Source organism: Nitrospinota bacterium (genome assembly GCA_009873635.1).
In the GTDB taxonomy this organism is placed as follows: domain Bacteria; phylum Nitrospinota; class Nitrospinia; order Nitrospinales; family VA-1; genus LS-NOB.
This window is the reverse complement of record WAHY01000002.1, coordinates 148530-161700: the sequence shown is the minus strand read 5'-3', so window position 1 is coordinate 161700 and position 13171 is coordinate 148530. Positions and strand designations below refer to the sequence as shown.

The 13171-nt window shown below is 41.2% G+C and carries 11 protein-coding genes; 6 read left to right on the top strand and 5 right to left on the bottom strand.

The features are described from left to right. Nucleotides 1-54: 54 nt before the first annotated feature. Both F3741_02390 and F3741_02385 read left to right on the top strand, forming a co-directional pair. On the top strand, nucleotides 55-1323 hold the full coding sequence (locus tag F3741_02390; protein MZG29646.1) for a histidine--tRNA ligase: 1269 nt from the start codon (nucleotides 55-57) through the stop codon (nucleotides 1321-1323). Between the two features lie 113 nt (nucleotides 1324-1436). Then, nucleotides 1437-1865 (top strand): transcriptional repressor, encoded by a 429-nt coding sequence (locus F3741_02385; GenBank protein ID MZG29645.1) that lies wholly within the window; start codon nucleotides 1437-1439, stop codon nucleotides 1863-1865. Between the two features lie 436 nt (nucleotides 1866-2301). Here F3741_02385 and F3741_02380 read toward each other — a convergent pair whose 3' ends face one another. Further along, a complete protein-coding gene (locus F3741_02380) occupies nucleotides 2302-3201 on the bottom strand; it encodes a formylglycine-generating enzyme family protein (GenBank protein ID MZG29644.1) in 900 nt (299 codons plus the stop codon). A 211-nt stretch (nucleotides 3202-3412) separates the two neighbouring features. Here F3741_02380 and F3741_02375 point away from each other — a divergent pair, with 211 nt between their 5' ends. Beyond that, nucleotides 3413-5761, top strand: coding sequence for a tetratricopeptide repeat protein (locus F3741_02375; protein MZG29643.1), 2349 nt, complete (start codon nucleotides 3413-3415; stop codon nucleotides 5759-5761). 229 nt (nucleotides 5762-5990) lie between these two features. Here F3741_02375 and acs read toward each other — a convergent pair whose 3' ends face one another. Together acs and F3741_02365 are read right to left on the bottom strand one after the other, a co-directional pair. Beyond that, nucleotides 5991-7976, bottom strand: a complete 1986-nt coding sequence (gene acs / locus F3741_02370) for an acetate--CoA ligase (protein MZG29642.1) — start codon at nucleotides 7974-7976, stop codon at nucleotides 5991-5993. Nucleotides 7977-8020: 44 nt separating this feature from the next. Then, nucleotides 8021-8446 (bottom strand): DUF1566 domain-containing protein, encoded by a 426-nt coding sequence (locus F3741_02365; protein MZG29641.1) that lies wholly within the window; start codon nucleotides 8444-8446, stop codon nucleotides 8021-8023. Between the two features lie 177 nt (nucleotides 8447-8623). On the opposite strand from F3741_02365, the gene F3741_02360 reads away from it, so the two are divergent. Beyond that, nucleotides 8624-9004 carry a hypothetical protein gene (locus F3741_02360; protein MZG29640.1) on the top strand — a complete coding sequence of 127 codons (381 nt, stop codon included), beginning with the start codon at nucleotides 8624-8626 and terminating at the stop codon, nucleotides 9002-9004. Here the strand turns inward: F3741_02360 and rdgB are convergent. Next, nucleotides 8996-9538 (bottom strand): RdgB/HAM1 family non-canonical purine NTP pyrophosphatase, encoded by a 543-nt coding sequence (gene rdgB / locus F3741_02355; protein MZG29639.1) that lies wholly within the window; start codon nucleotides 9536-9538, stop codon nucleotides 8996-8998. The genes F3741_02360 and rdgB overlap by 9 nt on opposite strands. Before the next feature lie 133 nt (nucleotides 9539-9671). Between rdgB and F3741_02350 the strand changes: the two genes are divergently transcribed. After that, nucleotides 9672-10448, top strand: a complete 777-nt coding sequence (locus tag F3741_02350) for a hypothetical protein (GenBank protein MZG29638.1) — start codon at nucleotides 9672-9674, stop codon at nucleotides 10446-10448. A 4-nt stretch (nucleotides 10449-10452) separates the two neighbouring features. On the opposite strand, the gene F3741_02345 is transcribed toward F3741_02350, so the two are convergent. Then, the gene (locus tag F3741_02345) at nucleotides 10453-11214 is read right to left on the bottom strand and encodes a DnaJ domain-containing protein (GenBank protein MZG29637.1); all 762 of its coding nucleotides are present in this window, start codon (nucleotides 11212-11214) and stop codon (nucleotides 10453-10455) included. Between the two features lie 260 nt (nucleotides 11215-11474). Here F3741_02345 and rlmN point away from each other — a divergent pair, with 260 nt between their 5' ends. Beyond that, nucleotides 11475-12521 (top strand): 23S rRNA (adenine(2503)-C(2))-methyltransferase RlmN, encoded by a 1047-nt coding sequence (gene rlmN, locus F3741_02340; GenBank protein MZG29636.1) that lies wholly within the window; start codon nucleotides 11475-11477, stop codon nucleotides 12519-12521. The last annotated feature ends 650 nt before the right edge of the window (nucleotides 12522-13171 follow it).

The following is a 13171-nucleotide window of genomic DNA, read 5'->3' as shown; positions in this document are numbered from 1 at the left end:
ATTGCAAACAGATTCATCGTTACCAGCCTTTTTATTTCCTAATCATCAATTGTTATGAAAATTCAAAGCATACGCGGTGTTAAAGATATACTGCCCGATGAAATTTGGAAATGGCAGCACATTGAGTCTGCAGCTCATAGCATTTTTCCTCGTTATGGATTCACAGAAATTCGCCTCCCCATTTTTGAAGACACACGTTTGTTTTCCCGGAGCATTGGTGAAACCACTGACATCGTTGAAAAGGAAATGTACACGTTTCAGGACCGTGGGGGTGATTCCGTCACATTGCGCCCAGAAGGTACAGCATCTGTAGTGCGAGCCTATGTAGAGCACAAGATGTATAATCCTCCTTCTGTTCTTAAGATGTTTTATATTGGACCGATGTTTCGCTACGAAAGACCTCAAGCAGGGCGATTGCGTCAATTCAACCAGATAGGGGTCGAGGCTATGGGCTCACCCAATCCCACCGTTGATGTGGAGGTGATGACCATGCTCATGGAGTTTTTCAGAGAGCTTGGCCTTAAAGACATCAAACTGCAGGTAAACAGCCTGGGAAGCCAGGAATGCCGCCCCCAATATCGCGAGCTCCTTAAGACAGAAATTGAAAAACACCTTGATCAACTTTGTTCAAATTGCACAAAACGATACCAGCGTAATCCTTTAAGGGTTCTTGATTGTAAAGCGGAACGATGCAGTGAAATAGCAAAAGGGCTCCCAAAACTTATTGACCACCTCGATCCAGCCAGCGCTGAACACTTTACAGAAGTGCGCTCACTTCTTGATTCAGCTGGCACCCCCTATTCCGTTAATCCAAATCTGGTGCGCGGATTAGATTATTACAATCGCACTGCATTTGAAGTCACATCGGAAAACCTTGGCGCGCAAAATGCCATATGCGGTGGAGGACGTTATGACACCCTGGTTGAAGAACTGGGAGGACCATCAACCCCTTGTTTTGGTTTCGCGCTTGGCCTTGAACGTCTGGTATCGCTGGTGCCTTTCGAAAACATAAAAACTTCACAAAAAGTTCCAGATATTTTTCTTGTATGTCTAGGCGAAGAAGCCAAAACAGAGGCATTTAAAATTGCCCATGATTTAAGGTTGAAAGGCTTTCGAGTTGAAAGAGATTATGAAGCCGGCAGCATGAAAAGCCAAATGAGAAAGGCCAATAAATCTCAGTGCAGGTTTTGCCTGATTCTCGGGGAAAACGAAATCCGGTCTGGAAAATATGTCTTGAAAAATATGGAAAATGGCGAGCAGTTGGAATGCCCTGCATCAAAATTGGAAACTGAATTAAAGGCACTTTCTTCCAACTCGGAATAATTTTATTTTACAAAACTTTTTCTATAATCAGGCATCTTAAGTTCAGCGGGGTGATTGACCCTTTAAAGTGACCATGCTAGATTAACCATTGTATTAATTGAACTGATAAAATTATGGCCAGCAAAGAATTAGAAGTTCTTGAAGACTATATAGTTCAGAATAAACTGAAGATAACCAAGCAAAGGCGGGCAGTTCTTAATGCCTTTCTTGAATGTGAAAAACATGTCAGTGCCGAGGAACTTTACAATCAAGTCATCCAAACCGATCCTAAAGTTGGCCTGGCTACAGTTTATCGAACGCTGGCATTGCTCACACAGAGCGGACTTGCATCAGAACTTGATTTTGGTGATGGCCAGAAAAGGTATGAGCACAAATATATGCACGGCCACCATGACCACATGATATGCACTGAGTGTGGAAAAATTATCGAATTCAACCATCCCTTAATAGAAAAACTTCAGGAAGAAATAGCCAGCCGCAACGGATTCACGATAACTTCTCATAAGCTTGACATGTTTGGCCTATGTAGCGAATGCAGGTAATCTCTCATTTGCCACTTCACATTGTTGGTGAGTGAATTCCAACTGCTTTATTTTTTTGCCCAAACCTTCCAATACAATCATTAGCTGTATCCTTAGCAGATAGCACTCCTGTTAAACTTTTTTATTCCTTTCTTGTTAAGAGGCGGATGTTACATTGCTGCATTTCATACAATGCTTTCAGTGTCTATCGAAATTAATTAACGGGTCATGAAGGAATGAACAAAGAAGAGGTGATCAAAGTTTTTTCATCGCTTACCTCAGAAGGGAAGATAGATAAAAATGTCACAGACATCCTTTTCGATAATTACGATTAATTAAACAGAACACGCAAAACAGCGCAGGCAGAACATGACAAAACTTTGAAAGCATTTTGGGAGAAGTCAAAAGAATTAGCTCACTGATAAATCGTGAGCTATACCAGGTTACACGACTACAGTCAGTCTTTTGGAATGGATTGAGCACAACGAAAGCCAATATAGTTGAATATTTCATTCATTATCTGGCCATAAGTAGTCACTTTCGGAAACACTTTATTTTTTGGGTGCAACCAGACCCGGTTTGTTATCCGCAATGCCCCTGCTGATGAATCAAAGGATCCGCCTCGAACAACTTTTGATTCTCCCGTCTCCGGTCCCTTAGGATTCTTCTTCGAGCGAATTTTATAATAAGGCTCGTACCAGTCGTTGACCCATTCCCAGACATTTCCCATCAAATCATAAACACCATACTGGTTCGGAGCTTTACTTCCCACCGGGTGTGTGGTTTCCCCTGAGTTATCTTCATACCAGGTATAATCTTCATGAACCATATTTCCCCAGAAGTATCTGGTCGATGCTCCTCCTCGAGCCGCGTATTCCCACTCAGCTTCCGTGGGCAAACGACAGGCACCCTTCGATTTCTTGATGAACTTTTGCACATCCAAATAATTTACCTGCTCAACAGGCAAGTCCGCACCGACAAACTTGGAAGGATTAAATCCCATCACTTTTTCCCAGCGGGCCTGTGTCATTTCATATTTATCCAAATAAAAATCATCCAGGCAAACCTCATGCTCCGGCTTTTCATCTTCCTGGGTATAGTCATTGCCCATAATAAAGCAACCGCCTTTGATGAATACCATTCCTTCAGGAGCCTTGCTGGCTATTGCTTTATCTTCAGCTGAAATTGGAATCGGAACAACCCGTTCAATCGATTCAGAAGATGATTCCTGCGATACTTCAGGAAGCTCAGAAAAGCTTGGGTGGATATCATCGTTACTTTGTTCATTGTCTTTATCGGCGCAACCTGAAACCAGGAAGACAACGCTGATAATTATGAAAAATTTATATAAACGCATTGTTTTAGCAGGGGTTGTGAAAAGATTGGATCATAACATTTTACAGGGCTTTTACAAAAAAAAATCTAGTCTTTTGCTATTTATACTGTTTTTCCCTTAAAACAGCCCAAAAACGAGGTTAACATCGCATTTTTAACAATAAATAGCTTAAATAATTTCTATAAAAACCGATAAATTAATAGATAATTGACCCCGTAAATGGAGTTGGGACTTGCGATTTTTAAAAGAATTCACCTGCTTTATCCTCCTGATATTCACTGGAACTGGTTGCAGCACACTTGAAAACAGCTATCGTAAAACGCGAGAGGCTGTTGACAAACTTGTTTATGCCTTTGAAGACACTTATCGCCCTGCCCTGGGTTTAGACAAAGACATTGACCTGCAGTTTGCCAAACATCAATTCAACCGCAGAGAATATGCAAGTTCTGAATTTTATTTAAAGAAAACCCTGGCCAGTCAGCCGGAAAATAAAGAAGCCATCCAACTTCTACCCTGGTCATATTTTTTCCAAAAGCGTTTTGACAAGGCCTTAGAGTCTTTCAAACACGCTCACACTCTTCACAAAAAAGATCCTGTACCTTTACTGGGTATGGGGTGGAGCTATTTCAGCCTAAAGCAATATCAACAGGCCATGGATAGTTTTGAACGTGCAGAGAGGTTTTCCCCTCACTCTTATGAAGTTCATAAGGGAAAAGCTTTTATCCACTTGGAACAAAGAAGAATACAGCCTGCCAAAAAAGAGCTCGCAAAAATTTTCCGTTCGATAAATGTTAATAAATTGATGGAGGATTGGCAGGCCTCTAATCAGGGTGATATCACAAAACGATGGGAGGTAGTTCCTTCGAACTTCGAGTCCAATTCAATATTCACATTATCCGTTGAGTTTCCACGATACCGAAGCCTTCTTTTGGGGATGCCTTCAGAAGATACTAACGCTCTGGATTCTGCATGGAAAAGTTATTATCAAGGCAAATATTCTAAGGCTTCGAATCAATTCGAAAGTCTAGCACGCTCTAATTCACCTAACCTGGACGCTGTAAACGGATTGGCCTGGAGTCTCCTGCATGCCAAGCAAATTAATAAATCAGAAAAAACCTTCAAGGAAATTCTGGAGCTTTACCCTAAATTCATTGGAGCTTCCAAAGGCCTTCAGAAAATAGAGGAAATTAAAAAGCACCAGGCTGTTTATGTACAAAACTACATAGACCTGGGTAAATACCAACTTGCAGCTAACAAGCTGGATGATTTACTCGATAGATACGATGACTGGGCTCACCTTTACAACCAGTATGGAAAAATTTTTCTCGCCCGGAAAGAGTATGAAAAAGCTCGCGAGTATTTTTTAGACGCGCAAAAATATTCACCCCATGACAGCGTCTCAAAACTGGGTCTTGAGCAGGTACAATTGGCCTTGGACAAACAATTATATAAGGCTGACCGGGCTTTCAACAAGGGTGACTACAAATTAGCAACCATTATTTATCACGACTATATAGATGTAGATACCTGGCCCTCCCCAAAATTTAACATGGCACACGCTTATAACGGACTTGGATGGAGTCAATACCACAAAAAACAATACGAGTATGCCATTGATAAGTTTTTAAAATCAATCGAGCATGATGACTATAAAGTCTCTGCTGCCAAAGGACTTGGTTTTTCACTGTATGCCATAAAAAATTATCAGGATGCTGTTCCCTATCTGAAGATTGCCCTTAAGCATGATCCTGAAAACAAGGAACTGGCGTATAAACTTGATTGGAGTATCCTTAGAAGCGAGTCTTTAAGTTCATCTCAAAAATATTTTGAAAAAGTTCTAAAAGATCATCCTCTACGAGCTTCCCCTTATATGGCCCTCGGATGGATTCATCACAATTTGAAAAATCCTGATCTGGGTGTTGAATATTTTCTAAAAGCAATATCACTGGACCCAGACTTCGCCATGACCCCTGAGTTCCTGGCATTGCTTGCAAAAGAACGTTTCGGCTGGCAAGTATATAATTCCCTTGGTTGGACGTATTACCAAAACCATTTGTATGACAAGGCCATGCAAATGTTTAAATTTTCTTTACAACTCCAACCCAACAAGTCTGAGTCCCGCAAAGGCATGGGCTACATTTATTTCAAGCTGGGCAAATATGACTCAGCAATAACCATGTTGGAACAGTGTCTTGCATTGAACCCGGAACCAAACCCTGTATTTGAGGAAGTGACAGGATCCAATGCCATCAGTCCATACAAAATGCAGACGACAGCCAGAACCAAATTGGGAAGAGCCAATTATATACAGGGAAATATCATCGGAGCCATCAACGCTTATAACGAAGAAATCCGCCGTAACTCAAGTCAGCCAGATGCTTATGATGGTTTGGGATGGTCTTATCTTGAAAAAGGTCGTTTTCTGGAAGCCAGAACCGCATTCACTACCGCAATTCGCCTGGAACCCCTTAATAATTCAGCACATAAAGGATTGCTCAAGGCAAAATATGCAATTACCAAGAAACGTTTGAAAACTAAAGCTGAAACCGATTTCTACTTCCCCCAAACAAGTCCGAACTAGCGCAATAATGATTTATCTATGAAAAATCAAAACTTTCGATTGACAGTTGCTATTATTCGCTTAAAATATATAGTTATCCCACTGGCTGTTAGTTAATTAAAGACGCTCAAACATTTGGGGAGGGAGGGGCACCTTTCTCTTTTCACTGTAGGGGTGAGAAATCATGGAGTTGAATCTTATTCGACTCCATGATCCCGGTTCTGTATTGCCTATTTTATTAGCAGTCCTGTTATTTTTTCCCTGAAAATATATTCACATAAGTTGCCTTAAGATTATCAACAACCGATGGGTCTGCCAAAGTTGAAATATCTCCCAATTGATCTGCCTCATTAGCAGCAATTTTTCTTAATATTCTTCTCATAATTTTTCCAGAACGGGTTTTAGGAAGAGCAGGAGCCCAGTGAATAACATCTGGCGCAGCTATTGGTCCTATTTCATTTCTTACAAACTGCACCAATGTTTTCTTCAACTCATCATCGGGCTGTACATCGTCCATGAGAGAAACATATGCATAGATTCCCTGCCCCTTAATGTCATGTGGAAACCCGACCACAGCAGCCTCAGCCACAGTTTCATGAAGCACAAGGGCCGACTCCACTTCAGCCGTTCCCATTCTGTGTCCGGAAACATTAATTACATCATCAACTCGACCGGTAACCCAATAATAACCATCTTCATCACGCCGACAACCATCCCCGGTAAAATAATAACCGGGGTAGAGCTTAAAATAGGTCTCCTCAAAACGTTTGTGGTCGCCAAATACCGTTCTCATCTGTCCCGGCCAGGGTTCAGATATAGCAAGAACACCTTCTACTCCATTTCCTTCCAGAACTTTACCGGTTTCAGCCTCAATCACTTCGGGCACCACACCAAAAAAAGGCAGGGTTGCTGAGCCCGGTTTTGCAGGGGTACAACCGGGTAATGGTGTGATCAAAATACCGCCTGTCTCAGTTTGCCACCATGTATCTACAACGGGGCATTTCTCTCTACCTACATTTTTATAGTACCAGCGCCAAGCCTCGGGGTTGATGGGTTCCCCAACCGAGCCCAGAACTCGCAACGTAGAAAGATCATATTTTGAGGGAATATCTTCTCCATGAGACATCAGTGCCCTGATTGCAGTTGGTGCTGTATAAAACTGGGTAACTTTAAGACGTTCCACAACATCCCAGAATCTGCCACAGTCTGGATAAGTAGGTATGCCTTCAAACATGACTGTTGTGGCACCATTTGCCAGGGGGCCGTAAACAATATACGAATGTCCGGTAACCCAGCCAATATCGGCGGTGCACCACCAGATATCACCATCCTGGTAATCAAAAATGTATTTGTGGGTCAATGCTGTATAAACCATGTATCCACCAACATTATGCTGAACACCTTTAGGTTTTCCTGTTGATCCAGAGGTATAGAGAATAAAAAGTGGATCTTCGGCTGACATAATTTCAGCGTCACATTCAGGACTGGCACCTTCCATTTCATCGTGCCACCAGGTATCGCGTCCCTCTTGCATTTCAGATGGAACCTTATCGCCCACACGTTTAAACACTATGCAGGAATTAACCACAACGCCTTCCTTTTCTGCCAGCTTCATGGCTTCATCAGCATTGGTTTTGATGGGTACCGGCTTGGCACCACGAAAACCACCATCGGTTGTTATAAGCACCGTACAGTTGGAGTCAACAATACGATCTGCCAGTGCTGTGGGAGAAAAACCCCCAAACACTATTGAGTGAACGGCCCCGACTCTTGCACAAGCCATCATGGCAATAGAAAGTTCCAGCACCATAGGCATATAAATAGAAATCCGGTCCCCTTTTTTTACTCCGTGGTTTTTTAAAACATTAGCGAATTTACAAACTTCTTCATGGAGTTGTTTGTAAGTCAAACTACGATTATCACCTGGCTCATTTCCCTCCCACAAAATAGCCGTTTGGTCTCCACGCTTTTCCAGATGGCGATCGAGGCAATTTACCGTGATATTGGTTGTTGCGCCTTTGAACCATTCGATACGGATATCTCCTTTTCTTACATCGTAATTATAGTCACGGACCTGATCCCATTTTTTAAACCAGGTAAACTTATCCGCTTCTTCCGACCAGAACTGGTCAGGATTAGAGATCGATCGTTCATACATTTCCCTATATTGATCCATACTTGAAATCAAAGCACGGGAAGCAACAGATTCAGGAGGATTATATATTTCCTCAGTCATTTTATTTCTCCAACTATTCTTTAGTAATTAAACATTGTATGGTTTTAAAGAGAGCGGACTGCTCTTGCCGCTTCAGTCAAAGTCCACAGTCCATCTGGATGACTAAACTCCCCGTCACGAATATTTAATACAAAAACACGCATACGGCCAGGCACCTGTTGAGCAATCATGGAAAATCCCCCACCAGAGGCAAATTGATCACTAATATGGATGGTTTTGCCAAACTGGTCCGAATTTTCAAAACTTTTATCATACAGAGTTGCCATTTCATCTTTAGAAGGGAGTCTCCAATCCTCATATCCGGCAAATTTATTGTCGTTCAACCCTCTTACATAATCAACGCTCTCCTGATAATTGACCCATTTCTTCAAATCAATCATTGAGTCGGCTTTACACCACATCAGGTTGTGAGCTTTAGAGGTGACAGTACCATCTCCATTATCAATAAAAATATTGTTATCAGAACTCATAATGATATAAACATCAACTCAGGTTAAAAAACTAAGATAAAATAACACAACTAGCATCTAAATTTCAGGGCAGAACTTATGGAAATAGTAACCTTATTTTTAAAAATAAGAAATTATTTATCTCAACAAACCTTTTCATATTACTCTCATATCTAGCGAAATTTTAACGTATCTCAAATGCCAGAATCCCATAAAAAGGTTTTATTGACTCATCTTGACTGGAACCTGCAAAGGTTAGACGAAGCCCTGAAGCAAGAGAGCACTGATTATTTTAAGAGTGCTGCCCTGCAAAGGTTTGGCCATACTTATACCATGGCGGTCAAGTGCATCAAGGGGTTTGGGGAGCTTGAAGAGAGCGCTGCCAACGAAGAGCAATGTTTTGAATTGGCCATAGAAAGCGGCTGGACAGAAAATCTTCTCCAATGGCGGCAAATGGTTGAAGACTACCAATCAATAAACAAAAAACCCCAGCAGGATACTGAAGCTATATACCAAAAACTACCGGGCTATCAAAAAGCGATTACCAATTTATATTCTCAGCTGCAAAACTTACTTTAAAATTTCCTTCAATTCGTCTAATGCCTGTTTTCTATGAGAAATGGCATTTTTTTCCTGAGAAGCCATTTCTCCATAAGTTCGTTCATGACCTTCCGGCACAAAGATTACATCCCAACCAAATCCGTTTTGTCCGCGAATACTATCTGCAATTGTGCCTCGAACGTCACCTCGTGCAACCATGATATTCTTGCCATCATAAACAGCGAAACAGCAGACCGCAGTCGCCCCACGATCCGGGAACCCTTCAACCATTTTCAACATGCCCTCACACCCTACCGTTTCTTCAAACCATTTTACCAATGCACCGGGCAGGCCATTCCATGCATGGAACAATAGGCCGGAATCCTCCACCATTACCGGACAGTTTAATGCAGAGTATGCCTGAAGAGCTTTATGTCTTACGACTACGTCCAAGTCCGGGGACTGGATTTCAACAAGACCATCAACTTGAACAGGCTCAAGATCAAGACTTAGAATTTCACAAGCCTCCCGAACCTTATTGGGGTTACCCGTTACAAATTTATAATTCTTCAAACCAGAGACTCCACAAGTGATAAACCGCTTTTACCTATGCGTAGTTTATTGAACTGAAAGGGGTATTGACGAGCAACAGCACATTTGTTATACATTGAAACTTTCCTCTTACTTTTCCACCTAACTATAATTGATGGATTCTGCAAAACAATTTTTTATTTATATATTTTTTCTTTTGTTTTTCACTTCATGCAGTCAGATATTCGAAGTGGATTCAGATGTGCAGGCTCGCCAGGCTCTTTTTGACCTGATGAAAATACAAGACAAGTTTTATCAGGAAAACAAGAGATACGCTACCGGGCATGCTGAAATAGAAAAATATAATTTGAAATATCACTCAGGCATCGTTTACCTCGAAATAGAAAAAGCCGGGAAAGATGGCTACAGAGCTATTGCCCTTCCTGCTGAATCAACCACCGCCCGGGTTTTCGCATATGACAGTGAGCAGGGTGGTTTTTATGAAATGGATGAAGACGAGGTTTCACGTTATGTGCTGGGAGCGTTGAAACACATCCGCGATGAAAAGCATAAAAAAAACCTCAATGAACTTGTCGGCTGGATATTGTTGGGGGGCATGGCTTTTCTAGGATTGCGCTTTTTTTCACGCTATCGATCGCCCGATAACAACACCGCCATTTGGTCCTACATATTATGCCTGCCCTCGCTGGGATGGGCTGTAGCCCTGCTCTCAAACATGGAGAGCAATGTTATTTATACCAGCACCATTCAACAGGCAACCTGGTTCAACCTGATAATTGCACTGGCAGCATTAGGACTGGGTTGCACATGGATTAAGAAAAGTATCAATACTCACCCCCCTGCCCCCCTGATAAGTTTATTGGGCTGTACACTTGCAATTGCTTTTTTGAGTGCCGGAGTAATGGGCTATATTCTTAAAACGTATGGGTGAGAACTTAATCCAGCCGGACGGTAAGCCTGTGAAGAACATTATGACTACCACCTGACCTGAGCGTAAAGGTCTGCCCATCCCGAGTGTCAATAGGCAGGACAAACTTTATCGGTCCTTCAGAAGAGTTTAAAGTCAAAACCTTTTTATCTGCAATTTGATCAGACGGTATTTTCATTTCGTAAGAAAAGCATGAGTTTTCAAGGCCTGGAGCGAATGAACTGGGCACATGAAGGTTCAAAATCAAGTCCCCTCGCCTTTTAGAAAACAGGCTGCTCTCTCCCTTTCCTTCAATTTTCAGTGACATTTGATTCCATTCACCAGAAGGAATCTTGACCTCAATGCGCTCTTTGCCAGATTTCAAATTTAGACTTCCACCTTTTTGAAGAATAGACCTGGATAATTTTATGTCTTTATGAATGTCCAACTGAAAAACTTTATCATCTAAATTTTCAAGCAAGTTCAAACTCGCATTAATCGCTGACTGAACAGCAGGATTACTGGAAACAACTTTAATCCATCTCTTCCAATTAGTCTGTTCCCGACCACCTTTTTCCTGATAGACAGACAAACCACTAGCTTTATAATGAGTTTCGAGCTTTGCAAAAGCCTGATTTATTTGTTTCAGCCTTGAATCATCAAAATGAGATTTGGATTGGTTGATATCGGGATGGAGTTGCCGGGCAAGGGAGTGGTATGATTTGCGCACTTTATGCCATTCTTCCCCTGGAAGCACATTCAGGATCTTATAACATTCAGCTAATTGCATAGAATCTTCTGTATTCAGGTTTTATGCCAAGTCATGCAAGGTGTTTAGACGGCCTAAATATCAAGAGGATATAAAAATATCGCCTTTTTATAGACGTTGCAACCGGGAAAAAGCATCGTAAGCGTCTGAAAGATCTAGTTATTTGTTTTTCAATAAGTTATGTTGGTTAAAACGATTATTATTTATTTATGAATTGATAGCTCGGCAAAACTTTCCTATATTTTTATTTTTTAGGGTTTAGTTTTTCTTATCAGATCTTTATGAATCCACTTCACAAACTACAAGCTCAAAACTTTTTTGGAACCACTGAAACAGACCTTAAAGGAATTTTTTCAAGTTGGGGGGTTGAGCCCTATAGAGCCCAGCAGGTGTTCACCTGGGTTTATCATAATAATTGTCGCGACTTTAGCGAGATGAGTAATATCTCCAAGTCACTACGAATGAAACTGTCTGAGCATTTCTATTTTTCACTTCCTGAAATCAAGTACCGAACCCATTCAGAAGATGGATCCATTAAATACTTGTTGGAGCTGGATGATGGAGAGGTTGTAGAGAGTGTCTGGATGCCGTCTGACTCCAGAAAAACTTTATGCCTCTCCACTCAAGTTGGCTGCCGGTTAAATTGTTCGTTTTGTTTAACAGCTAGTCTCGGTCTGAAAAGAAATTTAACGGCTGGTGAAATTATAGGTCAGCACATTGCCATCAACCAGGAGTTGGAAGAAAAAGATCAAATCACAAATGTTGTTTTTATGGGAATGGGGGAACCGCTAGACAACTTTCGTCCGGTAGTGGATGCATTGCGTCTCATGACCTCGCCAGAAGCCATGAAACTGTCAACCCGAAAAGTCACGGTATCCACTTCAGGACTGGTTGAAAAAATCAAGGCATTTCAAAATGAAGATATCCATATAAACCTTGCTATATCGCTCAACGCTTCAGACAACACCACTCGCGATCGTTTAATGCCTATCAACAAAAAATATCCCATCGAAAAATTAATAGACTGTCTTAAACACTACCCTCTCAAACCCCAAAGGCGCCATACCATCGAGTATGTCTTGCTGGAAGGCATCAACGATTCAGATGAAGATGCAGTAAGACTTGTAAAACTACTGAGAGGAGTGCCTTGCAAGATAAACCTGATTTCATTTAATGCTTTTGATTCTTCTGAATACAGGCCGCCATCGCGCCAAAGAGTTTTGAAGTTTCAAAATTATCTCATCGAACATAATTTTTCTGCCTTCATCCGAGAAAACCGTGCGACCGACATTCTTGGCGCTTGTGGACAACTCGCCGCACAGTCATGAAATTGACAAGTTTTGGAGTACAAGTTGATAAACCTTCTCAGTTTGTATGGATCTGAGGTTTTCAGGTTGAGCTTGCATTCCTTAATCCCATCCTAATTAAGTCCTTAACTTTCAAATATTTATTTATTCAGACCTTCCCTGTCAGCAAAAATCAGCCCCAAATACCTAATAAGAGATTGACATAACTCATTAATTTTCCATATACTACTCAAAATTGAAAATCATTTTCAAAAATTAAAGGTGGGTTCTGATTACTCACTGCTTAGGGTGAGTGATGCATTAAGAATCCAAAGGAATTTTATTGTCTGCATAAATCAGGTTAATAACAAAATATGATTGATACATTTTTTTCCGGAATTGAATTGATGGGTAAAGGGGGCTTCATGATGTACCCCATTTTCCTGGCATCCGTCATTGCACTCACTATCATTATCGAAAGATTGATTTATTTCAAAAAAAGCAACGAAAATCCTGACGATATTTTAGCGGCTATCAAAGATTTGGTGAGTGATGACAAAAAAACCGGCAAAATCGATTCAGGAAAATTCGATGACGGTCCTGTATCAAGAATGTTGGCGGTTGGTGTTGAAGCACGCAATGAACCTCTTTGGAAACTTGAAGAGAAGTTAACCGTTAATGGACAGGAAGAA